This window comes from Candidatus Flexicrinis affinis (assembly GCA_016716525.1).
Classification (GTDB): domain Bacteria; phylum Chloroflexota; class Anaerolineae; order Aggregatilineales; family Phototrophicaceae; genus Flexicrinis; species Flexicrinis affinis.
This window is the reverse complement of record JADJWE010000001.1, coordinates 1958406-1985104: the sequence shown is the minus strand read 5'-3', so window position 1 is coordinate 1985104 and position 26699 is coordinate 1958406. Positions and strand designations below refer to the sequence as shown.

General features: G+C 62.3%; 23 protein-coding genes and 1 pseudogene. 20 read left to right on the top strand and 4 right to left on the bottom strand.

Annotated elements, in window-relative coordinates:
- The first annotated feature begins 74 nt into the window (after window positions 1-74).
- From IPM16_08510 to IPM16_08425, 18 genes and pseudogenes are all read left to right on the top strand, one after another.
- Window positions 75-1770 (top strand): annotated as a pseudogene (locus IPM16_08510) (carboxypeptidase).
- Window positions 1745-2950, top strand: coding sequence for a protein-glutamate O-methyltransferase family protein (locus IPM16_08505; protein ID MBK9123148.1), 1206 nt, complete (start codon window positions 1745-1747; stop codon window positions 2948-2950). Before IPM16_08510 ends, IPM16_08505 begins: the two are co-directional and overlap by 26 nt.
- A gap of 204 nt (window positions 2951-3154) precedes the next feature.
- A complete protein-coding gene (locus tag IPM16_08500) occupies window positions 3155-4360 on the top strand; it encodes a hypothetical protein (protein MBK9123147.1) in 1206 nt (401 codons plus the stop codon).
- A 35-nt stretch (window positions 4361-4395) separates the two neighbouring features.
- A complete protein-coding gene (gene ctaD, locus IPM16_08495; protein MBK9123146.1) occupies window positions 4396-6111 on the top strand; it encodes a cytochrome c oxidase subunit I in 1716 nt (571 codons plus the stop codon).
- Between the two features lie 98 nt (window positions 6112-6209).
- A complete protein-coding gene (locus IPM16_08490) occupies window positions 6210-6860 on the top strand; it encodes a cytochrome c oxidase subunit 3 (protein ID MBK9123145.1) in 651 nt (216 codons plus the stop codon).
- A gap of 18 nt (window positions 6861-6878) precedes the next feature.
- Entirely contained in the window at window positions 6879-7817 is a 939-nt protein-coding gene (locus IPM16_08485) for a hypothetical protein (GenBank protein MBK9123144.1), read from the top strand.
- Window positions 7818-7820: 3 nt separating this feature from the next.
- Entirely contained in the window at window positions 7821-8456 is a 636-nt protein-coding gene (locus tag IPM16_08480) for a heme-copper oxidase subunit III (protein MBK9123143.1), read from the top strand.
- A gap of 12 nt (window positions 8457-8468) precedes the next feature.
- Window positions 8469-8846, top strand: a complete 378-nt coding sequence (locus IPM16_08475; protein ID MBK9123142.1) for a cytochrome C oxidase subunit IV family protein — start codon at window positions 8469-8471, stop codon at window positions 8844-8846.
- 83 nt (window positions 8847-8929) lie between these two features.
- Window positions 8930-9352, top strand: a complete 423-nt coding sequence (locus IPM16_08470) for an SDR family NAD(P)-dependent oxidoreductase (protein ID MBK9123141.1) — start codon at window positions 8930-8932, stop codon at window positions 9350-9352.
- On the top strand, window positions 9349-9684 hold the full coding sequence (locus IPM16_08465) for an SDR family oxidoreductase (protein ID MBK9123140.1): 336 nt from the start codon (window positions 9349-9351) through the stop codon (window positions 9682-9684). The genes IPM16_08470 and IPM16_08465 overlap by 4 nt, the downstream gene beginning before the upstream one ends.
- Window positions 9678-10844, top strand: a complete 1167-nt coding sequence (locus IPM16_08460) for a CoA transferase (protein ID MBK9123139.1) — start codon at window positions 9678-9680, stop codon at window positions 10842-10844. The genes IPM16_08465 and IPM16_08460 overlap by 7 nt, the downstream gene beginning before the upstream one ends.
- Before the next feature lie 74 nt (window positions 10845-10918).
- Complete coding sequence (locus IPM16_08455) at window positions 10919-11806, top strand: DUF4388 domain-containing protein (GenBank protein MBK9123138.1); 888 nt, start codon at window positions 10919-10921, stop codon at window positions 11804-11806.
- Between the two features lie 117 nt (window positions 11807-11923).
- Window positions 11924-12457, top strand: a complete 534-nt coding sequence (locus tag IPM16_08450) for an ATP/GTP-binding protein (GenBank protein ID MBK9123137.1) — start codon at window positions 11924-11926, stop codon at window positions 12455-12457.
- 21 nt (window positions 12458-12478) lie between these two features.
- The gene (locus IPM16_08445) at window positions 12479-13264 is read left to right on the top strand and encodes an alpha/beta hydrolase (GenBank protein MBK9123136.1); all 786 of its coding nucleotides are present in this window, start codon (window positions 12479-12481) and stop codon (window positions 13262-13264) included.
- 82 nt (window positions 13265-13346) lie between these two features.
- Window positions 13347-13955 (top strand): hypothetical protein, encoded by a 609-nt coding sequence (locus IPM16_08440; GenBank protein MBK9123135.1) that lies wholly within the window; start codon window positions 13347-13349, stop codon window positions 13953-13955.
- A gap of 43 nt (window positions 13956-13998) precedes the next feature.
- Entirely contained in the window at window positions 13999-15342 is a 1344-nt protein-coding gene (locus tag IPM16_08435) for a multidrug transporter (protein ID MBK9123134.1), read from the top strand.
- 5 nt (window positions 15343-15347) lie between these two features.
- Complete coding sequence (locus tag IPM16_08430) at window positions 15348-16745, top strand: zinc ribbon domain-containing protein (protein ID MBK9123133.1); 1398 nt, start codon at window positions 15348-15350, stop codon at window positions 16743-16745.
- Between the two features lie 103 nt (window positions 16746-16848).
- The gene (locus IPM16_08425; GenBank protein MBK9123132.1) at window positions 16849-17814 is read left to right on the top strand and encodes a calcium/sodium antiporter; all 966 of its coding nucleotides are present in this window, start codon (window positions 16849-16851) and stop codon (window positions 17812-17814) included.
- A 4-nt stretch (window positions 17815-17818) separates the two neighbouring features.
- Here the strand turns inward: IPM16_08425 and recJ are convergent, their stop codons facing one another.
- Window positions 17819-19531, bottom strand: coding sequence for a single-stranded-DNA-specific exonuclease RecJ (gene recJ, locus IPM16_08420; protein ID MBK9123131.1), 1713 nt, complete (start codon window positions 19529-19531; stop codon window positions 17819-17821).
- Window positions 19532-19588: 57 nt separating this feature from the next.
- Window positions 19589-20143 carry an adenylate kinase gene (locus tag IPM16_08415; protein ID MBK9123130.1) on the bottom strand — a complete coding sequence of 185 codons (555 nt, stop codon included), beginning with the start codon at window positions 20141-20143 and terminating at the stop codon, window positions 19589-19591.
- A gap of 116 nt (window positions 20144-20259) precedes the next feature.
- On the opposite strand from IPM16_08415, the gene IPM16_08410 reads away from it, so the two are divergent.
- On the top strand, window positions 20260-24426 hold the full coding sequence (locus IPM16_08410; GenBank protein ID MBK9123129.1) for a GAF domain-containing protein: 4167 nt from the start codon (window positions 20260-20262) through the stop codon (window positions 24424-24426).
- On the opposite strand, the gene IPM16_08405 is transcribed toward IPM16_08410, so the two are convergent.
- Both IPM16_08405 and rplS read right to left on the bottom strand, forming a co-directional pair.
- The gene (locus IPM16_08405) at window positions 24423-25154 is read right to left on the bottom strand and encodes a gamma-glutamyl-gamma-aminobutyrate hydrolase family protein (GenBank protein MBK9123128.1); all 732 of its coding nucleotides are present in this window, start codon (window positions 25152-25154) and stop codon (window positions 24423-24425) included. The two genes, IPM16_08410 and IPM16_08405, sit on opposite strands and share 4 nt — an antisense overlap.
- A gap of 74 nt (window positions 25155-25228) precedes the next feature.
- Window positions 25229-25612, bottom strand: a complete 384-nt coding sequence (gene rplS / locus IPM16_08400; GenBank protein MBK9123127.1) for a 50S ribosomal protein L19 — start codon at window positions 25610-25612, stop codon at window positions 25229-25231.
- 181 nt (window positions 25613-25793) lie between these two features.
- Here rplS and IPM16_08395 point away from each other — a divergent pair, with 181 nt between their 5' ends.
- On the top strand, window positions 25794-26696 hold the full coding sequence (locus IPM16_08395) for a methionyl-tRNA formyltransferase (GenBank protein MBK9123126.1): 903 nt from the start codon (window positions 25794-25796) through the stop codon (window positions 26694-26696).
- Window positions 26697-26699 lie beyond the last annotated feature (3 nt).

The following is a 26699-nucleotide window of genomic DNA, read 5'->3' as shown; positions in this document are numbered from 1 at the left end:
TTTGACGCTTCACTCGGACTGTTCCACAATTCGCTCCTTGCGACCACATATGACCTCACGAAATGGACGTAAACATGCCAGCTCTCGCCTTTGACCGCTACTACAGTTACGTGGACTTGACCAAGCTGCTCAACGACTTTGCCGCCGAATACCCCACGTTGGTGTCGGTCGGGTCGATGGGCAAGAGCTACGAAGGGCGCGACATCTGGGTCGTGACGGTCACCAATACCGGCACCGGCCCGCATGACGAAAAGCCCGCACTGTGGATCGACGCCAACATCCACGCGACCGAGCTGTCACCGTCGACCGCCGCGTTGTACTACCTCAATCTGGTCACCACGCAGTTCGGCAAAGACGACGAGATCACGCGCCTGCTGGACACGCGCACGTTGTACATCTGCCCGCGGCTGAACCCGGACGGCGCCGAGTGGGCGATGGAGTCGCCGCCGCGCATCCGGCGCAGCAGCACCCGCCCGTACCCTTTTGATGAACAGCCAATGCCCGGACTCGAAGAATACGACATCGACGGTGACGGGCGCATGTTGAATATGCGCATAGTCGATCCGGACGGCCCGTGGAAGGCGCACCCCAACGAGCCGCGTCTGCTCGTCAAGCGAGGGCCGCTGGATGTAGGCGGGACGTACTACCGCGTGATGGCCGAGGGCCGTTTCAACGCCCCGTATGACGGCGTGACGATTACACCAGAAGGGGTCAAGGAACGGCTCGACCTGAACCGGAACTATCCCGCACATTGGCGGCAGGAATACGAGCAGTCCGGCGCCGGCGACTACCCGACCAGCGAGCCGGAAATCCGCGCGCAGGTGCAGTTTATCGTCGACCATCCGAACATCACCGGCGCGATCACGTTCCATACGTTCAGCGGCGTGCTGCTGCGCCCGTACGGTACGCATCCCGACGACGAGTTTCCGCCCGAAGACCTGCGCGTATTCAAGGAGATCGGCAAGGTCGGCACCGAGATCACCGGCTATCCCAACGTGTCGGTGTTCCACGACTTCAAGTACAACCCGAAGGAAGTCATCACCGGCGTGTTCGACGACTGGATGTACGACCACCTCGGCGTGTACGCGTGGACGGTCGAGATCTGGTCGCCGCAGCGACAGGCCGGGATCACCGAGTACAAGTTCATCGAGTGGTACGCCGACCATCCCTTCGAGGACGATCTCAAGATGCTCAAGTGGAGCGACGACCAGTTGGGCGGCAAGGGCTACGTCGACTGGTACGAGTTCGATCATCCGACGCTAGGCAAGGTCGAGCTGGGCGGTTGGGACCGCATGTATGCGTTCCGCAATCCGCCACCGCAGTTCCTCGAAAAGGAAGTCGCGTTGTTCCCGAAGTGGCTGACGTACCACGCGCTGATTTCGCCCAAGCTCGAGCAGCACAGCGTCCACGTCGAACCGCTGGGCGACGGCGCGTACTTTGTGCGAATTGGCGTCAAGAACACCGGTTATCTGCCGACGTATGTCACCAAGAAGGCGCTGCAAGTCAAGGTGACACGCGGCGTCATAGCCGAGATCGCGCTGCCGGACGGGGCCGAGCTGCGCAGCGGTCAGCTTCGGGCGGACATCGGCCAGCTCGAAGGCCGCGCGTACTTCCCGTCCGCGCTGACGACGTGGGGCAGCCCCGCGCCGACGCCCGACCGCGCGAAAGTCGAATATGTGATCTATTCTCCGAATGGTGGTACGGCGCAGTGTGACACTGCGCCACGATAGGGCCGGTGTCGTGCGTGTCGAGGTTCCGCTTGGCCGCTAACGACAGCCGCCGGCCGGCGGCCTATCCGGGCGCGATACTGACCGACCCGAGCAACGAATTCGCGTCGCACACGATGCAGGTGCGCATTCCGGCGATCTTGCAGCAGGTGATCGACGTCAACGCGGGCATGACGACGAGTCAGCGCGACGCGATCGAGCGCTTGCGCGAAGGCGTCGCGACCGGTCAGCCCGTGCCGGCGTTGGCTGCAGGTGCGCCGGACGTCGACGAGTGGCAGATGGCGCTAAGCGATCAACCGGGGCGGACCTGGCATGACGTCGAGTGGTTCTTTGCCGAAACGTACCTGTATCGCGTGCTGATGGACGCGGTCGGGTACTTCGCCAACCGGCACGACCCGTTCGGGCCGATCAAAGCCGAGGAATACGCCAGCGACAGCCATCGTACGCTTATAGAACAGGCGCTGTCGGTGACCGGCACCCGTGAGGATGCGCTCTACGCACTGATCGGCGCTGCGCTATGGGGCAACCGTGTGGACCTCAGCTATGCCGAGAGCCGCGCGCATGGCGCATCGATCAGCACCGACGACCTCCTTGTGGACGACCGTGCTGCGGCCATCGAGGCATTGGCCGGCGCGGCGCACACGGTGCACCTCGTCGCCGACAACGCCGGCAGCGAGCTGTCGGCCGATCTCGTATTGATCGACCGGCTGCTGCGCGACAAGTGGGCGGGGCAGGTCGTCCTGCACGTCAAGGCGCACCCGACGTTCGTCAGCGATGCGATCACCGATGACGTCATCCAGTTCTTGCGGCGCGCTGTTGACGGGGCGTATGGCGACCTCGCGACCGGGCTTGGCGCGCGGCTGATCGGCGCGGTGGGGTCGGGGACGCTGCGGTTGTCGTCGCGTTACTTCTGGAATAGCGCGGCGATGTGGTGGGACATGCCCGACGAACTGCACGGGTTCATGTCCGAGTCGCCGCTGACGATCGTCAAGGGAGATGCCAACTATCGACGCGTCGTTGGCGACGCACGCTGGCCTTACGAAACGCCGTTTCATGAGGTCGTCACCAGCACTGGAATCCCGGTTCTATGTCTGCGAACGCTAAAGAGCGATCCGATCGTCGGGCTTCAGCCGGGGCAGGCAGAGCATCTCGAATCGATCGATTCCCGTTGGCGATGGAGCGGCAAGCGCGGCGTGATTCAAGGTTGGATCCCGAAGCTCTAATCGACATTACACGCTCCATTGCGGGGCGCGCGATTAGAGGTTGGTAGAACCTAGCAATCACGTTAAAATCGCGCCGGTGCAGCGAACTGTGCATGGCGTTCGCTTGTTGTTTGTGCGGCGGTTGTGTAAAATTGCGCAAATTAGGCACACCCTCAGATTGACCAGACAACAGCGGACTGTAACGAGGCGAGGCGGTAACGCATTATGAACTTGAGCGTTGGACGCGGCGGGCTCGGTAGCTCGACCATCATTATCATCGTGGTAGCGGCTGTCGCTATCATCCTCGGCGGGTTCGTGATCAGCAGTTTCACGCCCTCGCTGCTGCCGGTGCAAGCCTCCGGCGAGGCAGAACAGGTCGATGCCCTGTTCCGCGTCCTGATGTTCCTTGGCGGCATCGTGTTCCTGCTGGTGCAGGGCCTGCTTGTCGTCACCATTGTCCGCTACCGTCGTAAGCCCGGTGACGAGAGCGACGGCGCGCATTTCAGCGGCAATCCGACGCTTGAGATTATCTGGACGGCGATTCCAGCGGTTACGATCGTCTTTCTAGCGATCTACAGCTACAGCGTGTGGGTCAACATCCGCGAACCCAAGGCGGACGAACTGCACGTCGATGTGCTGGGCGCGCGTTTTGCGTGGACGTTTACCTACGAAGATCCGTTGGATCGGCTCCCTGAAGATGGCCCGCAATCCTTCAACGATGCGGTGCTGCACACGTATGTCGGCCGTCCGGTCGTTCTATCGATGCGGACGTCGGACGTTAATCATGCGTTCTGGGTACCGACAATGCGCATCAAGCAGGACCTGCTGGCCGGGCGAACAACCGACGTTCGCTTTACGCCTACTTTGGCGGGGCGCTACCGCATCGTGTGTACCGAACTGTGCGGCGGCGGTCACGGTGCGATGTTCAGCTACATACAGGTTTACGCCAACGAGCAGGAGTGGATGGAGCGTTTCATCGACATTCGCGTCGATCGCATCCTGAACCCGCCGACAGACCCGGTCGTGGTTGGTCGCTCGCTGCTGGAAGAAGCAAAGTATGCGTGTGCCGGGTGCCACAAGCTGGACGATCTGGGGTGGGCGGGTGTCACCGGCCCGAACTTGAACGGCATCGCCGATACCGCGGCGCGGCGCGCGTCGACCTCAGGGCAGGCCAGCGCTGAAGGTTATCTTGCGAACTCGATTCGGCATCCGAACGCATATACGGTGCCCGGCTATCAGAACAACGTAATGCCGCAGTTCAGCCCGCTGAGTGAAGAACCTGCGCAAGTAGATGGCGCGTATTACGTGTACATGCCGGACGAGGATCTGGTGGGCATCGTTTCGTATCTCTGCACGCAGTCGGCGACTGGGACGCCCACCTGCGGTGACACGGCAATGATCGAACAAGCCGTCGCGGCCCAGAGCGAGTAGTCTGCGCAAGCTAGGTACAGAGGGAAGTAGGGGTTATGGCGAGTATCACCGTTCCAATGCCGGGCGTTCAACCGACGCCGAGGCCCAAGCTGGCCGAGTACCTGCGCTGGAGCGTCGATCACAAGATCATCGGCGTCCAGTACATGGCCACCGCGTTGTTCTTTTTCATCATCGGCGGCGCGCTTGCGATGCTGATCCGGTGGGAGCTGCTCACGCCGGCGCTAGACGCCAGCGGGACGGGTTCGACATACAATTCGCTGTTCACGATTCACGCGACGATCATGATCTTCATGTGGATCATCCCGATGTTCGCCGGGTTCGGCAATTACATCGTTCCGCTGCAGCTCGGCGCGAAGGATATGGCGTTCCCGTGGCTCAACGCCTTTGCGTTTTGGCTGATCCCGCCGGCCGGAATCCTGTTCCTGCTCGGCTACTTCGTCGGGCCTGCCGAAACCGGTTGGACGGCGTACCCGCCGCTGTCGGTATTGTTCAGCGGTGACGGTCAGACGCTGTGGGCGATTGCGATCCACATTCTCGGCGTCAGCTCGATCCTCGGCGCGATCAACTTCATCGTGACGATCAAGAACATGCGGCCCGAAGGCATGGGCTGGTTCCAGATGCCGTTGTTCGCGTGGGCGACGCTCGCGACCGCGATCATTCAGGTGCTGGCGACCCCGTTCCTTGCGGGCGGGCTGACGCTGCTGATCCTCGATCGAGTCGCAGGCACGGCATTCTTCGACCCGGCCCGCGGCGGGGACGTGCTGGTGTGGCAGAACGTGTTCTGGTTCTACAGCCACCCGGCCGTATACATCATGGTGCTGCCGGGCATGGGAATCCTCAGCGAGGTCTTGTCGATCCATAGTCGCAAGCCAGTGTTCGGCTATAAGCTGATCGCGTTTTCCAGCCTCGGCATCGCGCTGGTTGGCTTCACAGTATGGGCGCACCACATGTTCACCAGCTTGACGCCTGAACTGCGCGTGCCGTTCATGATTACGTCGTACATCATCGCGATACCGACCGGCATTAAGATCTTCAGCTGGATCGGGACGATGTGGGGCGGCAAGATCCGCTTCACGGCGGCGATGCTGTTCGCGATCGGCTTCCTCAGCCAGTTCGTAATCGGTGGCATCACCGGCATGATGCTGGGCTCTATCCCTGTTGACATCCATCTGCACGATACGTACTTCGTCGTCAGCCATTTCCATTTCGTGCTGTTCGGTGGTTCGGTATTCGCCATCTATGCCGGCCTCTACCACTGGTGGCCGAAGATCACGGGCCGGATGATGGACGAGTTCTGGGGCCGCGTGCACTTCGCGATCACCTACGTGTCGTTCTTCTTCACGTTCTTCCCGATGCATTTGGCCGGTATGCAGGGCATGCCGCGCCGCGTCGCCGAATACGCGCCGGAGTTTCAGGCGATCAACGTGATCATCAGCATCAGCGCATTCGTGCTGGGCGTGAGCACGTTCATGATCCTGGCCAATATGATCTGGTCGATATACCGCGGCAAGGTCGCAGGCCCCAACCCGTGGCGCGCGCTGACGCTGGAGTGGCAGACGACATCGCCGCCGCCGGCGTACAACTTCCGCGGCACGCCGGTCCCGTTCGAAGACCCGTACGGCTACGGCAGCGAGGCGGCGAACGCCTATCTGGATGCGATGGAAGAACGCTTGACGCCGGCTTCTCAGTTGAAGTCGGGGCGCTCGGCAGGGCCTGCGTCGCCATCGCCGGAGCCGGTGGCCGGTGACTAACCGCGCCGTCGAAACCTTCATGCACCGGGTATGGGCACACGGGTCCTTACCCGGTGCCTGTGAGTACGACCCTTCCGGATATTTACTGGTAGCTAGACATGCAGCGTAACACGCCGTACCGCGATATGTGGTACAACGAAACCGTTGACGAGGACCGCGAGGCGGCGATCCGACTCAAGAACAAGCGCAACGGGATGACCGTCTTTCAGGCGTCGTGGATTCTCGTCTTCGTCTGCCTGATCGTGGTGAATTTGCAGCTTCGCGGGGGGGCGCCCGCGTGGCCGCCCGAGGGAGTCGAACGGCTCGACCCCGTCCTGCCGACACTTGCGACGCTCGGCTTACTTGCCAGCGCCGTGCTGGTGCGTCGCGGGATGCGCACGCTGCTGCGTGACTCGCTGGGCGGATTCTTGTTACAATGGCGGGCGGCGCTGGGCCTTGGCGCGCTGTTCGTTGCTGTGATGGCATACGAGTGGCTGTCGGTCGCGCCGATCCCCGAAATGCGGGTCGTGCTGGCGAACGGTGAAGAGATAATCACCGCCATCACCCAGTACAACGCGATCTTCCGCGTGATGACGGCGTTCCATGCGTTTCACGCGCTGGTGATCGGCATCTACATGGTTCGGGTGCTGCGCACGGCCGCGCGCGGGGGACTGACCGAGGATACGTGGTCGGCCGAGGCCGGCGCGAAGTTGTGGTACTTCGTAGTCATCGCTTGGCTGATGTTCTACGTCGTACTGTATTGGCTGTAACTGAAGGGGGCGGTTGGTATGGGATACGGCTTGAACCGCGCAGTTCCGATGTCCGTCATCGGGTTTGTGGCGGGCGCGGGGCTGGTTATCTTGCTGCGTGCGCTGCAGAGCATGGACGAGGTCTGGGATGCGCAGCTCGGCTTGATCTCGGCCGGTTTCTTCGGTGTCGTGTTTTTTCTGTGGGGAATCGGCAGCTTCTCGTCGGAGATGGCTGCCCATCACGTGCACGAGCCTGAGGAAGACGAGTTCGGCAACGAGATCGAAGTCGCCGACGATCATCACCACGGTGAGGAGAAGCCCGTGGAGATCCTGAGCGGTCAGGTGTGGACGGTGGCGATGTGGAGCATCGTCCTATTTGCCGGCCTGCTGCTGTTTGCGTCGCTGCCCAACGGCCTCGGTTACACCGTCAGTGGTGACCCGGCGGCGAACGCCAACGCAAACGCCTTCATCGAATTCAACCTGTTCGGGACGACGGTGCAGCTCAGTAAGCTGGTTGCGCTTGTCATTTTCGGCGTGGTGACGATGGTCTCGCTGGTGGTCGCTGCCGGCGGGATCGCCTACGCGCTGTTCGGCATGAACCGCGGGCTTAAGACCGTGCAGGCGATCGGCAATCAGCCGCTGACCGCAGCGGCCCTTGGATCGGGTGTGGCGGGTGCGCTGCCTGCCGGCGAGCAGGCCGAGCCTGCACCGCAACCCAACGTGGTGCAGCGCCTGCGGCCGATTGTGACGTTCGTCGTGCTGTTCGTGGTGTTGTACGTCCTGTTCTACGAAGTCGCGATTGGCCTTGTCATGGCGCAGCCTTACTGGCTGCGAATCATGTTATCGGCGGTCAACGCGGCAATCTTCGCGCTGTTGATCCTTCGCCCCAAGCTGGTGTTGTTCACGATCGGGCGCATCGCCCGCTTTACGGCACGGGTGCTGCGCGGTCTGCCGGCGTTCCTGTTCCAGAGGGATTAGTTCATGAGCGAAATCACCGTTCACGAGTCGAAGGCGCCGGTCATTCACGACCCGCACGAAGAGGCGATCCGCAACGATAACCACAAGTTCGCGATGTGGCTGTACCTCGCCAGCGAAGTCATCCTGTTTGCGGTGTTTATCGGCGGCTATGCGCTGTTCCGGGTCAATGAACCAGAAGCGGTGCGCAACGCCCACGACGGGCTTGGCATTGCGCTGGTCTCGATCAACACGTTCCTGCTGCTGACCAGTTCGTGGTGCATGGTCATGGGCCTGCGCGAGATTCAGCGCGACAACGTCCGCGGGATGCTGCGCTGGCTCGGCGCAACGGCCGCGCTTGGCACGCTGTTCGTCGGCCTGCAATGGGTCGAATACCGCGAGCTGGCACATCTGGGAATCACGCTCGACATCGCCAACAGCGCCGAGGCGTACAGCGGGTTCGGCATGCGCTTCTACGCGCCGACGTTCTTCCACGGCGTGCATGTGGTCATCGGCGTTATCTGGTGCCTGCTCGTTATGCGGCGCGGCGCACGCGGCGAGTTCAGCAGCAAGCGATACACCGGCGTCGAGACGTTCGGCCTGTACTGGCACTTCGTCGACGTCGTGTGGATCATCCTGTTCACCCTGATTTATCTGGTATAGCTGGGGGCATCCATGAGCGAACAATCCCACGCGCCCGAGATGGCTGAAGCGGCTGAGGCCGCCGCCCACGGCGAACACGCCGCGCACGCGGAACACGCCGAAACAACGGTCGTGTTCGGGCGCGAGCTGCCGTTCCCCCTGTATACGGTCGTATTCCTCGGCCTTGGCATACTGACGATCATCGAAGTGCTGGTCGCCGAAGTCTTCAGCAGCGGGATCAAGATCCCCATATTGCTGGCACTGGCGGCGGTAAAGGCATACTTGGTGGTGTACTACTACATGCACCTCAAGACCGACAGCCGGTTGTTCGCGGTCGCGCTGATCGTACCGCTGGTCGTTGCGCTGGTTTCGATGCTGTTCGTGCTGATCACGCCGCCGGGCAGCTATTAGGCGAACACGCGGCGGGTCGTATCGAGAAACACTGTGCGGGCGGCGCTTGTCGCCCGCTTTTTGTTGGGGTAGGGGAGGCTGCAATGCAGAACGAACTCCGCGGGCGAATCGCACTGGTTACAGGGGGCGCGCATCGGGTCGGCAAGGCCATTGCGCTGGAGCTGGCGCGTTCCGGCGTCCACGTCGTCGTCAACTACAACCGTACCGCCGATGACGTCGTTGCCGAGACGGTATCCGAGATCATGAGCTGTGGCGTTGAGGCGGTAGCCCTGCAGGGTGACGTCAGCAGACCCGCTGACGTCACAGCGATGTTCGAGCGCATCAAGGACTCCGTCGGTACGCTCGACATTGTCGTCAACAGCGCGTCTGTGTTCCCGTCCGGCACGCTTGCCGAGACGTCGTTTGAGACGTGGCAGCAGGCGCTGGACGTGAACGTGACCGGCCCGTTTCTCGTAACACAGGCAGCCGCGCAGTTGATGCAAAGAACGACCCGAAAGGCGGCGTGATCGTCAACATCTGCGATGTCGGCACTCTGCGCCCATGGCCCGAACGGGCGGCCCACGGCGTCAGCAAAGCCGCGCTGTGGATGCTCACCCAGACCAGTGCGGTCACATATGCGCCGGACGGTATCCGCGTCAACGCGGTGATGCCGGGGCCGGTGATGGCCCCGCCCGGCATGAGCGAAAACCGCTGGCAGAAGATCGGAGAGGATCAGACGCTGGTCGGCCACGCCGGCTCTGCTGAAGACGTCGCCCGAGCGGTCGGTTACCTGTGCCGCGAGGATTTCTTGACCGGCGTGCTGCTGCCGGTCAACGGCGGCGAGCACCTGAAATGGTAGGGGTGCTGGCGGGTATCCGCGTCCTCGATTTGACACGCCTGCTGCCGGGCGCCGTCGCCACGATGATGCTGGCCGACCTCGGCGCGGATGTCGTGAAGGTCGAAGACCCGAACGGCGGCGACTACGCGCGCTGGATGCCGCCGCTGGTCAACGGCGTGTCATCGATCTTCGCCGTCAACAACCGGGGTAAGCGCAGCCTCGTCCTCGATCTCAAGCACGCCGAAGGCCCGGAGCTGTTGCTTAAGCTAGCGGTCACAAGCGACGTTCTGATCGAGAGCTTTAGGCCGGGCACGCTGGAACGTATTGGCATCGGCCCTGACCGCCTGCTCGCGGCAAACTCGCGCCTGATCGTGTGCCGGATGTCGGGGTGGGGCGCGACCGGTCCCGAGGTTGCCCGCTCCGGCCACGACCTGAATTACGTCGCCCGTGCCGGTCAGGTGGCGATTGGCTCCGATGCGCAGGTGCCGCGCGCGCAAGTGGCCGACATCGGCGGGGCGTATGCGGCGGTCGCCTCGATCCTCGCGGCGCTGTATGCCCGCGAACGCAGCGGGGACGGCGCGGTCCTCGATATCAGCCTTGCCGAGGCGGCGCTTCCGTTCAGCATGTTCAACTGGGCGGAGCGAGCCGTCCCGTACGACGAGTGGGGGGCGGGTGCGCTGACCGGCGAGTGGGCGTGCTATCGTGCGTATGCGACGGCAGATGCCCGCACGGTCACGGTTGCGGCGCTTGAACCGAAGTTCTGGCAAGCGTTCTGCGGTGCAGTCGAACGTCCGGAGTGGATTCCGCTGCACAGCGAACGCGATGCCCAACCCGCGCTTATCGACGCCGCTGCGGCCATGTTCGCGTCGAAACCGGCCGATCACTGGGATGCGCTGTTGAAGGATGTCGACTGCTGCTTTGCGGTGGCGCTGCCGTCCGGCGACATCCACACCGATCCGCAGTTCTCCGCACGCGGAATGCTCGGGCTGGGCGGTGACGGCCTGCCGTGGATGCGTTCGCCGCTGGCGATGTCAACAACGCGGGCCGACGGCGCTGTTCCGGGCTACGGCGAACACACCGCAGAGGTCATACGCGAAGCAGGCATGGACGACGAGGAGCTGCTCCGGCTGATTCGTTGTGGTTGCATTAAGGCCGGGCACGTTGACGTCGATCACGGCTAAAGACTATAATCTACGCAAATCCCCAGCGAACCAAACATGGCGGTACTGTCAGCCGCGACAAGGTGAGGGACCACATGCCCATTCAAGGCAATCTGCGCGATTTCAGCACGACCCAGCTACTGAACCTGATCAACCTGTCGGGGCGCACCGGCGTCCTTCGGGTCTATGAAGGCGTCAGCACGGGTGAACGCGACGCGAACAACAACGAGAAGATCGCGCCGGGGCGGGAGCGCGCGCAGATCCTGTTCAAGGCGGGCAAGCTGGTCTATGCCATGGTCGCGGGACAGCTCAACGACCTGATCGCCGTGTTGAAGCAGGGCGGAAAGCTGAGTGATGCGCAGGCCAAGCTGCTGCGCGAACGCGCTAAGGGGACAGGCGACAAGGCACTGGCAATGCGCCTGATCGGGGCTAACTACGTGTCCCGCAACGACATTGTCGCGTGCGTGCAGCAATATGTTCTGGACATCGTCTACAACGTCATGGTCTGGAATCGAGAACCGTTCCGGTTCGAGGAAAACGTCGATATCGATCGGGCCGACCGCATTATGGTGCCGATCGACCTGCAGAACGTGATTGTCGAGGGCGCCCGGCGGCTCAAAGAACTTGACGAGATCACCAAGCATATCGACAACCTCGACCTCTGCTTGAAGTTCCCCGAGAATCCCAAAGAGAAGTACGCCGGCGTTCATCTCAGCGTTGACGAGTGGAACGTCGTCAAATACGTCAATCCGAAGAACACGATTCGCCAGATTGCGCGTGCGATCAACATGAGCGATACCGAAATCCGGCGCATCGTGTACGGGCTTGAGCACGCGGGCTTGGTCGAGATCGTACGTCCGGTCGCACCTAAGCCCGTGCCGGTACCGACGCAGTCCGCGGATCGCTCGGCAAGGCTTCAACCGCAGCGGCCGCAGCGCCAAGTCGTCAACCGGATTATCGAGAAGCTGCGTTCGCTAGGCTAGTACTTGGGGCCGGAATTGGTTGTCACCCGCCGGTGATGGCGCTACCATCTGGGCGGGATTATCAAACGCAGGGATTTATTCAGTCAGGATCGCGCATCCTCATCTCACGGAGACGCCATGCAGACGGTCAAAATGGTCATAACGGGGCCATACAGTTCGGGGAAGACGGAATTTATCCGGTCTATCAGCGAGATTGAAGTCGTCTCGACCGAACGTGAGGTGACGACGGAGGCGGAACGCCGCGAGAAAGGCGCTACCACCGTCGCGATGGACTTTGGCCGCATCACCGTCGATGACGACCTCGTGCTCTACCTGTTCGGCACGCCCGGCCAGCGCCGTTTCGACTTCATGTGGGAGATTCTGGCTGAAGGCATGCTGGGCTTCATCGTGATGGTCGACAGCTCCAAACCCGAGACTTTCCGCGAGGCGAAGAACATCCTCGAGACGTTCCGTGCGTACGCGGCAACGCCGTATGTCGTCGCCGCCAACAAGCAGGATCACCCGGACGCGTGGTCGCCCGACGACCTGCGTATTGCACTGCGCATCGACCCGGACGTGAAGCTGCTGAAGTGCGTTGCTCGTGAGCGGGCGTCCGTGCGCGACGTCCTGCTGGAACTGCTGTACGCGATCACCGAGCAGATGGACGAATAGCGCGGAACGGCGAGAGAACCCGTGCCGACAATCACTACCGATCAAGGCAACATTCATTACGAGTCACTCGGGCGCGGCCGACCCGTGCTGCTACTGCACGGCTGGCTTGGCTCGTGGGAACTGTGGCGTCGGTCTCTAGAGGAGCTGTCGTCGGAGTTCCGCGTTTACGCGCTCGATCACCTCGGGTTTGGCGAGTCGCGCGATCGGGCCGGGCGGTTTACGGTCGACCAGTACATCCAGTCGGTCAGCTTGTTCATGGAAAAGCAGGGCATCCAGAAGGCGGCCATCATCGGGCACTCGATGGGCGGAACGGTTGCGCTGGGCGTCGCCAAGAACCGGCCTGATCAGGTGGCCAAAGCGACCGTCATCGGATCGCCGATCAATGGCGCGTCATTGGCGCCGCTATTAAAGCTGTCCGGCTACGAGTCGATCGCCCGGCTGTTCTGGACATTCCCGGCGCTGCTCAAACTGTTCATGCGCTACTATGCCTACTTCATCGCCAACGACGGCCGCACCATGAGCAAGATGCTGGTGCATGACGTGTCGAAGATTACCGCCGAGTCGTACTTCATGAGTATCGGCACGCTGCGCAAGACCGACCTGCGCGGGCAGATCGGTGAACTCGGTATGCCGGTCATGGGCATGTACGGGCCGAAGGATCGCATCGTCCACCCCAATCAGGCTAAGCTGCTTAAGGACGAACTGCCGAGCGCCGAAATCGCGTGGTTCGAAAACGCCGGCCACTTCGTGATGCTTGACGAACCTGAGAAGTTCCACAAGACGCTCCGCGAGTTCCTCAACAAGTAGCGCTCATCTCCCGTTTGGTTGACAGCGGCGATGTGACGGCGTACCCTGAGTCCATCGGTGGGTTAGCGAGCGGATACCTCCCATGATTCCCCGAAACGTGATCGCCCGCGCCACAGTGGGCGCTGCAATTGCCGCACTGGCGCTGCTCTCCGCATCCGCACAAGATGCCGCCGACTACGGTGACGCGCCCGAATCGTATGCTGCTGCTGTGCATCTGGACGCAGGCTCGGAGTGGCTGGGTCCGCCGGGCGAGCCGGCAATAAGCGCAGAGACGGAGCGCTGCCCGGTCGATGCAGACCTGTTTGACGACGGCCTAAGCGAAGACGGCACGATCACGATCAGCGCCGGTCCCGACGCGCCGATCGGCGAGCGGCAGATCAGCGCGTGGGTCGACCTGAATGACGACGGCGACTGGGACGACCGCAACGAATGGGTCGTGCGCCGCGTGCTGTTGTGGATGAAGCCCAACGGTTCTCGAACCCTGAGCGCGCCCTCTCTGGCGGAAGCCTACGGGAAGCACTGGATCCGCGTCACGCTGATCCGTGTCGCCGACCCGACAACGACCAGCTCGGACGGGACGATTTTGGCGAACATCGGCGAGACCGAGGACTATGCGCCGTTCGACTATGAGGCTGATGTCACGGATGGAGACGCAGTCGAAGGTTGCGCCTCGCCGGCCATTCAGCCGTAACACTTTGTTCGCACACGGCGCTAAAGCGTTATAATGGGAGTGCATGAGCCGACGCAGGGCATCCCATATGTATCGCTTCATCATTGAAGACCAGCGCCATGTTCCCCCGTTCAACGAGCCAGCGAGCCAGCTTACGGTTGGCACCGAACCGCTCAAGATCCACCACGAGAACATTGTCGCTCAGGTCTTTGGCCCTCAGGTGACGCTCGGCCCGACGCTGCGCAGCCGCGAAGACCTCGATCAGGTGATCGGCGAGGCGATTGTCTACCGTGACAGCTTGTGGTTCGACCGCGAATTTCTCGATTACTTCGTGCAGGAGGCACGCCGTACTGGAAAGGCGTGCCGTGCAGCTTTTCCCGCCAGCGACAAGGCGTTTCACACGTATACCGTCCCGCTGACCAAAGGCTTCGAAGTCGCGCTCGATCCTGCTACCCGCAGTATCATGTTCCTGTGCGACCTGTGGTACTTCCCCGACGGCTATACGTCCGAAATCGAACCGGTCGTCGTGCCCAGCGACGCGCGTGAAATTGGCTTCTACACCGTGCCCGACTTCATGACGATGAAGCAGGGCGACCTCACGCATTTCGCGCCGATGCGCGCCGTCATCTCGATCGAGAGCTGGGTGCATGTCTACTTCGCGAGCATCATCTTCAGCAATTTCGCGCGGGCGGCGCGTCTCGACAAGCTGATTGCGGACAGCGTGTTCGCGAAGCTGCGGTTACTGTGGCATGCCATTGTCGAGCAAAAACAGCTTCTCGCCGCGTCGGGAGCAGTCAAGATTGGCCGAAACTGCGACATCGACCCGTCGGCTGTGATCCGCGGTCCGGCGAGGATCGGCGACAACTGTGCGATAGGCGCCGGGGTGATCCTCGACAACGTGACGATCGGCGACAATGTGACGATCGACGCGGGCTGCACGTTGATGATGAGCAGCGTCGCCAACAACTGCTTCCTGCCTTTTCGCGCGTCGCTGTATCTCACACAGGTGATGGAGAACACGATCATCGCGCAGAACACGTGCCTGCAAATGTGCGTGATTGGCCGCAACAGCTTTGTCGGCGCCGGCAGTACCTTTACCGACTTCAACTTGATCGCGCAGAAGCCAATGCGTGCGGCGAACATCGACGGCGAACTGCAGTCGGTCGGCCAGATCGTGCTGGGGAGCGCCGTGGGCCACAACTGCCGCATCGGGTCGGGGATGGTGGTGTTCCCCGGACGCATGATCGAAAGCGACGTGGTGCTGGTCGCCGGGCATCAGCGCCGCGTGATTACCCGCAGCGTGAGCTACGAGGAAAGCGACCACCACATCATCAAGTTTGGTGACGTGCATAAGCGCTTTTACCCACGTCGCGACGAGAACGAGTTTGAACTCACTGAAGACTGGTAACTTGAATGACCGACTCATCACTGCAGGATGTACGTCAAGTCCTACAGCAAGGAGACCGGCAGGCAGCCTTGTCGCTTGTCGATCAGATTCTGAGTGCCGCGCCGAGCGCGGAAGGCTGGACGCTGGCGGCTGAGATTGTCGAGGCCGAAGCGGACAAGATCAAGTGCTTGGATCAGGCGCTGGAGCTTGACCCGAATTACGAGCCGGCGCGAAAGATGTACGCCGACATGGGCAGGCTGCCTCCGCCCCGCCGTGCCCAATCGGCGCCTCCTGTCGCGCCGCGCCCGGACGAGGCCCAGCCCGACGAGCCGCGTGTCATCAGCCGCGTGGGCGAGCAGACCGTCTACGAAGAAGGCATCTACGAGATGCTGTGGGACTGCAGATTCTGCGGGACCACCAAGCTGCTCGGCAAGACACACAAGTTCTGCCCCGTGTGCGGTGCGCAGCAGGACGCCTCTTGGCGTTACTTCCCGTCCGACGACGAGAAGATTGCCGTCAAGGATCACGTGTACGTCGGCGCGGATAAGGTCTGCCCGGCGTGCAATTCTCTCGTGGCGGGGAATGCCGAGTTCTGCGGTCGATGCGGTGCGCCGCAGTCCGCCGCCGCAGAGGTCAAGAAGCAGGCCGCGCGTGAAGCTGCCGCCGGGCAGAGATTCGAGCGCGAGGACCTTGTTGCGCGGCAGATGGCCGAGACCTATGGCCCGCCCAAGACGCAGGCCAAGCCGTCCCGGCCGAAGTGGATGCCGTACGTCATTGGCGCTATCGTGCTCGTCGTCGTCGCAGCTGCCCTGTTTGCGATATTCGCCAAGCGCGAGCAAACCGGCTATGTCACCGCATTCAATTGGGAACGTGCGATAAACATCGAGCGCTTCAGCGCGGTTGCTGGCTCGGGGCTATGCTCGGTGATGCCGGCCGACGCGTACAGCGTCTCGCGCAATTACGAGCAGGTCGGCTCTCGGCAGGTACCCGACGGCGAGGACTGCAGCATGCGGCAGGTCGACCTCGGTGATGGGACATTCCGGCAAGAACGGGTATGCGTGCCGCGCTATCGCAGCGAACCGGTTTACGACTACGTATGCACGTATATGGTCAACCGATGGGGCTATTCGCGGACTGCGAATGCATCAGGCGCGCGCGATCAAACGCCCGCATGGCCCGACCCCCGACTCAACACAAGCACGGCGGGAGGCTGCACTGGCGTGTTCCCGAGCCTGGGCTGTGAACGCGAGTCGGGCCGTGAAGAACGCTACATGATCACGCTCAGGACAAGCGAAGACGATACCTACCAGTGCGACATCCCGTTTGAAACGTGGAGCGACTTGCCGCTCGAAGCGTCGTTCAAGTTCAATGTGAGTATCGTCGGAAACCGGCCCGATTGCGGCTCCTTGGAGCGGCAGAACTAGCGGCCCTCGCCAGCCGAGCGATTTGCGGTACACTTCAGCGCGTACCTTAGACACCGCGGGTCATCACGCCCGCGGTGTCGTATGAAAGCCGACGGACTCTCGAATGGTTGTGCTCGACTTTATCTACATCGCGCTCGGATTGGCTGGCTTGTATTTCGGCGGCGACTGGCTCGTAGAGGGAGCGTCGCGATTGGCGCGGGTCTTGGGCGTGCCGGTCGTCATTATCGGCCTGACGATCGTCGCCTTTGGCACATCGGTGCCGGAACTAGTGACCAATCTGGTCGCCGTTGTGCGCGACACCAATGACATCGCCGTCGGCAACATCATTGGCTCGAACATCGCCAACATCGGCCTGATCCTCGGCATGAGCGCGGCAATTGCCTCACGTGCCCTGAGTACACGCGATGTTCAGCGCGACTGGGTCATCATGCTGGGCGTGGCCGTGCTCGGCTACGTCTTGCTGGTGATCGACGGCGACTTGAGCCGCGTCGACGGCCTGATCCTGGTCGGCGGTATCGTCCTCTACATCGCGCGCGCATTTCGTGAAAGCCGCGAACAGCACGTGGACACGACAGAGTCACGGGAGTCGGCCGCGCACCCCGAGCAGCATAACGTGCTGAAGGAAGTGGGCCGGATCGCCGTCGGGGTCGTGCTGCTGGTGATCGGCGCACAGCTTACGGTAGACGGCGCCGTGAACATCGCGCGTTTCCTCGGCGTCAGCGAGTTGGTGATCGGAGTAACGCTGGTGGCGGTCGGGACGTCGCTGCCGGAATTAGCGACCTCGGTCGTGGCGGCGACCAAAGGACAGCACGAGATTGCTTTGGGCAACGTCATCGGGTCGAACATCTTCAATATTCTGTTGATCCTCGGCGTGACCGGTGTCCTGCACCCTTACGAGATCAACGGGCAGGCGCTCTCGTTCGACGCGCCCTTCATGCTGCTCATGACGGTCCTGATGGGACTCCTCATCCGTGACGGCCGCATCGCCCGGCTTGAAGGCATCGTGCTCGTCGCTACCTACATCGTTTACATCATGCTGGTGTTCTTCAGACCGCTGATCGGCGTGTAACGCCTCAGCACGGTTTGACGTCCTCGAGGCGCAGCTGCACGGTGCGCCGGTCCCGGAACGTGTTGAACTCGAGCGTGAATGCGATGTCCGCGAACCGATCCAGTTCACCCAGCACAGGACCGAGGCCGAAGCCGATCGCGTCGAGCTGGCCCATGCCTGCCCGCGCGATCTTCAGCTTGAGGTGCTTATCCTCTTTGCCGACCGTGCGCGCGTCCATGATGTGCGCGCGCTCGACGGCAAACACCGGTTGCCGATTCCCGTTGCCGGTCGGCTCAAGCTGCGCCAACTCTTCGACCAACCCGTCTGTGATGCTGTGGACTTTGATCTTCGCATCGACCTCGAGCGTCGGCTCGACAGTCTTGCCGCGCAGCGCCTCGCGGGCGAGGTCGGACAACCGTTCGCGCAGAACCGGGATATTCGGATTGCGCACAGTGAAGCCGGCGGCGAGCGCATGGCCCCCGTGGCGGACGAGCAGGTCGGCGCACTGGTCGAGCGCCGCCGTGATGTCAAACTCGGGAATGCTGCGGCAGGACGCGCGGCTTTCGTCGTCGCCGTATTCGAGGATGATCGACGGAAGGAAGTATTCCTCGACCATCCGGCCTGCGACCAGACCGACGATGCCCGACTCCAAGTCGCGGTGGCCGGCGAAGATCAATGGGCCGTCAAACGTCTCGCCGATCTCACTGCGGATGAGGTCTTGGGCAATTCGGGTCTTCTCCTGCCGCTCGGTGTTGAGCCGCTGCAGCAGCTCGGCAAGCGGTTCGGCTTCGTCGGACGTGGCTGAACTGAGCAGGCGGTAAGCGTCGATGGCGTCCGAGAGGCGGCCGGCGGCGTTGATGCGCGGGCCGATCCCGAACGCAATGCTGCTGGTCGTAACGGACTCAGGGCTAATACCGGATACGTCCAGCAGCGCCTGAATTCCGGGCCGCCGGGCCGAGCGCAGCACGTCGAGGCCCTGCCGGACGAGCGAACGATTCTCGAGGTGATTCAGCGGCATCAGGTCGGCTACGGTACCGATCGCAACGAGGTCGAGAAGCTGCGTAAGATCGAGCGCCTGCGCGCGATCCGACCCGCCATTCTGCAGTTCGGCGCGGCGCAGCGCGTCGATCACCTTGAACGCTACGCCGACGCCCGCCAGCATCGGCTCGTCGTAGCCGGGGCGCTTGCAGTTGATGACGGCGTACGCGTCGGGAAGCTCCGGCCCGAGCGAGTGATGATCGGTCACGATCACGTCGATGCCACGGCGGCGCGCATGTGCGATTTCGTCCAGCGCGCGGATACCGCAGTCAACGGTCACGATGAGGCGATGACCTTCGTCGTACAGCATATCGATGGCGCCGACATTCAGGCCATAGCCTTCGTCGACGCGGTTGGGGATGTACGCGCGGACGTGCGCCGCACCAAGCGCCGTCAGTCCCTGCACCATAAGGGCGGTTGCGGTCACGCCGTCGGCGTCAAAGTCGCCGTAAACCACGATCGATTCGCCGGCTTTGATGGCTTCGCGCAGGCGCGAGACGGCCTTCGGCATGTCGGCAAGCCGGAACGGGTTATGACGGATGTCGTGCTGCGCGAGGAACTCCGCGGCGTCCTCAGGGGTGGTCAGCCCACGGTTGAACAACACTTGTGCGAGGATCGGGGTCATCCCGCGATACCCGGCCAACAATGCGTCCGGGGCGGGCTCGGACACAATCCAGCGCTTGCCCCGCTGATTCGCCATAGTCTATATACCAGTCAAATTCGCAGACCCTGATAGTAACAGGCCGATAGATGCGATTCAACCTGAACGCCCGGAATACACGGCATGAACCGACTGCAACCACGCTTGCGTGTCCCTCACGCTCGGAAGCCGCACCAGCCGGATGCGATCGTACGGCTCGGACGAGAAGAGCGCTTCATACTGCACCGTACGCCGTTTTCTCGTGGTGATGGCCCAGTAGTACAGCGAATCTTTGTTCCATTTCAGATGCTGGAAGAAGTTCTCTCGGTTGCCGGTATTCCACAGGTCTTCGCGTGTGATCGCGCGGGTGATTGAACGTCGAGTCAGACGCCACAGGATGCGAGGCAGGGGGTAATCAAGCCAGACCGCCGTATCGGCCAGCGGCCACACGATGTCCCGAATCTTGCCGTAGTTGCCGCACGCGGCCCAACGTTCGGCCTGCACTGCATCGGCGACCAGCGCGCGCATGTCATCCAGCGGTCGGTCGGTCCAGCCGGGCAGGAAATTGAAGGCGTCGAGTTCGATATGAACACCACCGATCAGCCGGGCAAGTTCGCGTGCGAGCGTCGTTTTTCCAGAGCCGGTGCTGCCGATGACAATGACTCGCTTCATCGAGTCGGGGACGGCGTGTGACATCGCGTTCCTCTCGTGAATTAAGGCGGCAAGGGTGAAAACACGCGAGGTGATGTTACAATTGCACGCAGGGCCAACGAGCGAAGGCGTATCTCATGGGTGCAATTACTGCCCGGCTGCAAGGACTGCTACCGCGCACAACGGATCGTGTGCCGACCAGCCCGCGAGAGCGCGTGCTCTACGCGCTGTCCGGGGGGCTCATTGCGGTCGCAGCGTTGGCGATGCTTGTTTATTTAGCCACAGCTCTCATCACGGCGTCACGCCCGTTTCTAGGGGTTTTGATCTCGCCCGTGCTGACGGTCGTCGAGGCCGGGCCGGTCGGCACGTCGAATTGGCCGGGCAGCGATGCAGGCCTTACTGCAGGCGATCGAATTGTCGCCGTGAACGGGACGGCGCTCTCTCGAGTCGACTCGGCGGCAGCCCGCACAGGTCTCAACGAAGTGCTGGGCACCCTATCCGCAGGCGATACCGTTACAGTGGAAGCGGAGACCACAGCCGGCGTGGCACGCAGCGCCACGGTCCAACTAACCCGTCTGCCGTTTGTAGATCTGTTTGCATACTTCGGCATTCCGTTTGTGGCGGGTGTCGTGTCGCTGTTGACCGCGGTTTATCTGTTCCTTTGGCGGCGCGAGTCGGTCGGTGCGTTTGTCGCGTCGGGCATTTGTGCCGCGATGGCTGTGACGATCGGCGGCATCTACGACGTGTCGACTGCCAGCATCCTCGGTCCGCTTTGGGCGATTGCCGCCGGCCTTGCTGGCGGATTGATGCTCCTGTTCGGATTTTCGATTCCAGCGCCACTGCCGATCGCCTATCGCGTGCCGATCCTTCGTCCGGCAGCCTTGATTGCCGGAGTTGCCGCCGGGGTCGTCGCCGCGGTGATGATCTCCGGCCCGTCGAGTGCCGCCAGTTACGAGACCGGTGTCTCGATCGCGCTTGGCGCCTGTCTGGGCGGTGCCGTCCTGCTGGTGTTCACGATGTTGTGGCAGCGCCGGCGCGCGGCAAGCCGTGAAGCGCGCAATCAGAGCGGCATCGTTTTGATCGGCCTGATGTTGAGCGCCGTCCCGTTCCTCGTCTGGATTGCTGCGGTCGTGCTCCGGTTGCTTGCGCCGGGGTTTACGCTGCCGATCTCGCCGCAGGCCGCGATGCCGTTTCTGCTGGCCACGGTGCTCAGCTTCCCGTTTGCCCTCAACGCGCCGCGCCGTGTCGACAGCGATTCCCTGGTCAGTCAGTCGATCACGTACGTGTTTCTGCTCGTTGCGCTGGTGATTGGATACTTCCTGTTGACGCTCGGCTTCGGCCTGATGGCGTCGAGCATGGTGCCTGACAACCCGGTGTTGATCGCCGTCACGATTTTTGTGATCGCCGCCCTGTTTCTGCCTATCCGAGCGCGTCTGCAAGTCCGCATCGACACCGTCTTTTTCCGTCAACGCCGCGCGCTGCAGTCGATCGTCGAGGATTTCGGCCAACGCCTGACCGAATTGACCGACGTCGACAAAGCGATCGCTGCGTTTCGCGAGGCTGTCGATCAGGGGATTAGCCCGAAGCATCTCGTGGTCTTCGTCCAGCGCGCGCCGGGCGGCGACTATATGGCTGCAAGCGGGGAAACGGAGCTTCGTTTTCCCGCCAATGCGCCGCTTGCGTCATATCTGCTGACTGTTGGTGCGCCAGTGACATTCGTGCCCGGTCAGCCGCTCCCGCCCGACTTGCTCAGTGACAAGGCGCGTATCGACGTGCTCGCACCGTCCGTCATCGCCGGGCTGCCCGGATCGGAGCGCTTATTCGGTTTTGCGGTGCTTGGGCCGAGGCAAGGCAGCCGTCGCGCGTATGACTATGAGGATTTGCGGTTCCTGTCGGCGTTGACTGGCCAGCTTGCCGTGGCCATTGAGCGCGCACAGTCGGTCGAGACGCTCGAACAGCGCGTGAAAGAACTGGACGTGCTCAGCTCATTGGGCCAAGCGTCGAACTTCACCCGCACGCTGGACGACCTTCTCGAACTTATCAGCGCGCAGACCAACCGCCTGCTCAAGTCGGACTTCCAGTACATCGCGTTCTTCGACGCCGAACAGGAACAGTTGTACTTTGCATTCTTCCTCGAAGAGGACGAACGCTACAACGCGCGCGAAGGCCGGCGCTGGCCGCTCGGAAACGACATCTACAGCCAAATCCTCAGGTCGGGCGAGTCGCGCCGCTACGAAGACTACAACCGCGAGAAGCAGATAGGCACGTTTGGCACACTCTACGACAGCCCGCGTATCCGCGCGTGGATGGGTGTGCCGCTTGTGGCGCAGAACCGCCGGCTTGGCGTGTTTGCGCTCGGCAAACGTGACACGATTCCGTACACGTCGGACGACATGGCGACGTTCATCAACCTAGCCGGTCTCGCCGCCACTGCGCTTGAAAAGGCGCAGTTGTTCGATGAGGTGAACGCGCGCGCGCGTCAGCTTGCTGCGCTGAACGAAGTCAGTCAGCAGTTGGTGGCCGCAGAAGCGGGTGACGTCAACACGCTGCTTCGCCTGATTACCGAGAGCGCAGTAGCGATCCTCGAGGCAGAGGCCGGATCGCTGCTTTTGCGGTCGGACGAGGACAGCGACGACATGATCTTCCGCGTGGTGCTCGGCGAAGCGGAGCAGGAGCTGACCGGCACGCGCGTGTCGCAAGACCGCGGCCTGATCGGCGCGGTGCTGCGCACAAAACAGCCGCAGGTCGCAAACGACACGCGTATCGACCGAAGCTGGCAAGGTGAGGTTACACGGGAGACCGGGTTCCGGTCGAATTCGATCGTGGCAGTGCCGCTTCTGGCCAAGGATCGCATTATCGGCGTGCTCGAGGTACTGAATAAGAAGAACGGCCAGTTGTTCAACCATGACGAGGTGCAGCTTCTGTCCACGTTTGCGTCGCAGGCCGGGGTAGCGATTGAAAACGCCCGCCTGTTCGAAATGACCGGAAGCGCGCTGAACCAGCGCCTCGAGGAACTTCAAACACTCGCCAGCATCGACTCCGAGCTGGCGCGCGCGCTAGATCAGCGAGAGGTGGCGAAGATCACGCTGCGCTGGGCCAGCAGGGTAACCGGGGCCGAGGCGTGTGTGCTCGGCGAAGTCAATGTGGTCAGTCAGGCAATGCGCGTGCTGGCCATCGAAGGCTACGACCCCGAAGATTACCCGGACGGCGCGCAGGGATCGCTATGGCCGATCGACCGAGGCATCGTGCAGCGCGTGATGCGCACCCGCGTGGCCGATCTTGCCGACCTGCGCTTCGACCCGGATTACGCCCCCAGCTTGCGCGGCGCGGTCAGCCAGATTACCGTGCCGATGCGATCCGGCGAGGATGTGATCGCACTGCTGGTGCTTGAAACCACAGGCGAAGCTTTCCGACTGACCGATCTCGACTTCGTCAACCGTTTGACGGAGCGTGCCAGTATCGCGCTGGCCAACGCGCAATTGTACGAACGGATCGTGAGTGCGGCGGAGAACAAGAGCGAATTCGTGGCATTTGCAGCGCACGAACTGAAGAATCCGCTGACGTCGATCAAGGGATACAGCGACACGCTGCTCAACCCGCGCGTCGCGAGCGCGATGAACGACCAGCAGCGCGAGCAGTTTCTCGCTGTGATTCGCTCGAACGCCGAACGCATGCAGGACATCATCGACGACCTGCGCGACATCGCGGCGTCGGACGCGGGCCGCCTGCAGATCGCCTACGAGCCGCTCCAGTTCCGTACGGTAGTCGAAGATACGCTCGAATCGTTCCAGCAGCAGTTTGAGGACAAACAACAGACAGTCTCGGTCGACATGCCGTCAGAGCTTCCTACCGTGTTCGGCGATCATAAGAAACTCGTTCAGGTGATGACCAACCTGATCAGCAATGCGCACAAATACAGCCCTGCAGGTTCGGAGATGGCCGTCACGGTCGAGCCGGTCGACAGCTTCGACCTGCCCGGCGGGCGTACACTCGGGCCGTCGCTGTACGTGACGGTGCGGGACTCAGGCATCGGCATGAGCAGTGCCGACCTGAAGCGGATTTTCAACGAGGACTACTTCCGCAGCGATGACACGCGCGCGCGGACGCAGAAGGGGACCGGGCTGGGCATGATGATCACCCAGCGTCTGGTCGAAGGGCACGGCGGGCGCATCTGGGTCGAAAGCGAACTCGACTCCGGCTCGGTGTTCCAGTTCGTCATCCCGCTGGACCGTGCGACAGAGAAGCCGTCGTCGCAGACCGGAATTCGCAAGAAGATCGTGATGACGCCGCCTGCGTCGGACTAGGTGTTTGACGCCGCTTGCACGAACGCCCGAAACAGGTTGAACATCCGCTCGTCGTCGGCGATGTCTTCGGGGTGCCACTGTACCGTGAGCGCAAAGCGGGCGTCAGGCAGCTCGGTCGCCTCGATCAACCCGTCGGGCGCAACCGCCGCGACGCGCAAACCGGGCGCTGCGTGCTTCACCGCCTGATGATGGATGCTGTTGACAGGGACGGCGTGCGTCTCGCCGACAATAGCGGCAAGGCGTGACGCGGGTTCGATGGCGACGACGTGCGAACGCTGGCCGCGCGGGATCGGCATGAAGTTGCCGTGCGATAGTTCGGTCGGATACAGGCTGTTGATGTCCTGAATGAGCGTGGCGCCAAGCGCGACATTGAACAGCTGATGCCCGCGGCAGATTCCGAACAGCGGGCGATCTTCTTCGGCCGCCCAGCGGGCGATGGTCAGTTCGGTGTGGTCGCGCGCGGGATCAAGCCCGTAGACTGTTTCGTGCAGCGGCTCGCCCCAGTGGCTGCTGTCGATGTCGCCACCGCCCGGAAGCAAGATACCGTCCACCCGATCGAAAATACCGCGCAAGCTGTCGTCGTCGATCGTGGACGGGATCAGCACAGGCAAGCCGCCTGCGCGCGCCACGTTCTCGGCGATGGCCGTGTAGGCCGAATACACGGGGATTTCGCGTTCGGTGCCTGCAGGGCGGTGCGCAGTCGTAATGCCGATCAGCGGGCGAGCCATGTGAACCAGTCTCCTCAATCAAAGAGGGGCATCGCGCGATGCCCCATCATGGTCGTATTGGTTTGGCGTACGGCCTAGTTGTCGGAAGGCGCTTCGGTCACCATCTGCTTGTTGCGGCGGCGCTCCTTGAGTCGCGCCTTCTTGCCGCGCAGGTCGCGCAGGTAGTACAGCTGCGCACGGCGCACCTTCGCGCCGCGGGTGACTTCGATTTTGTCGACGCGCGGGCTCTTGAGCAGGAACGTACGCTCGACACCCACGCCGTGCGACGCGATGCGCCGGACGGTGAAATTGGCGTCGTTGCCGCCCTTGCGGAGGCGGATCACCACGCCCTGAAAGACCTGAATACGCTCCTTGCCACCCTCAACGATGCGCACGTGAACCTTCACGGTGTCGCCCGGGTGGAGTTCGGGGTGCCCGCGATCGGGCGCCTCCAAGCCACTGATGATTTGCTGACTCATCGTCAATGTCCTTCCAAAAAAATACGCCCAGCCCGAGGCGTACGGCGGATCATGCTGTGTGACGAAATATCATACCTGCGACCGTGGCATGATTCAAGGTGCGCTTGGCGCGATATAATCATGTCACTAGAGTAGTCCGTTTATTACGAAAGGACGGCATGTTGTGGTCAAGATCGTCTTTATGGGGACGCCGGAATTCTCGGTGCCCACGCTGAAGGCCCTCGCTGCCGCATACGATGTAATCGGAGTTGTCACTCAGCCTGACCGGCCTGCGGGCCGTTCGCGCGAGCCTGTGCCGCCGCCGGTGAAGGTGGCCGCGAGCATGCTCGGGATTCCTGTCATGCAGCCAGAACGACTGAGAAAACCCGAAGTCATCGAGGCGCTCAGGCAGTGGCCCGCCGATTTGTACGTCGTGGCAGCGTTCGGGCAAATCTTGCCGCAGGTCGTGCTCGATTTGCCGCGGCTGGGCGGCCTCAACGTTCACGCGTCGCTTCTGCCACGCTGGCGCGGTGCATCGCCCATCCAGCACGCGATCAAAGCTGGCGATACACGCACAGGCGTCACTATCATGAAGATGGACGCCGGCCTCGACACGGGCCCGATCCTCACGGCGCAGGAGGTCGATATCGCCCCGAATGAGACCAGCGCAACCTTGCACGACCGGTTATCCAAACTTGGCGCCGAGCTGCTCATCCCGACGATCAAAGGTTACGTCGAAGGAACCATCGTGCCGCGCCCGCAGCCTGCCGAAGGCGTCACCCTCGCGCCACAAATCCGCAAGGATGACGGCCGAATCGAGTGGTCGGCGTCGGCAGAAAGAATCGATCACATGGTGCGCGCGTTTACACCGTGGCCGGGGACGTTCACCATGTGGCGTGGGCGTCTGGTCAAGGTGTTGAGCGGGCGCGTCGAGCAGGGCAACTTGCCGGCGGGCTGCGTCGATGTGGTCGATGGACAGATGCTGATCGGGACAGGCTCAGGCGTCTATGCGCCGACACGTCTGCAGTTGGCCGGGCGGCAGGCGCTTGACGTCCGGGCATTCGTCAACGGCCAGCCGGAAATCGATGGCGATTTGCTGCAGTAGGCG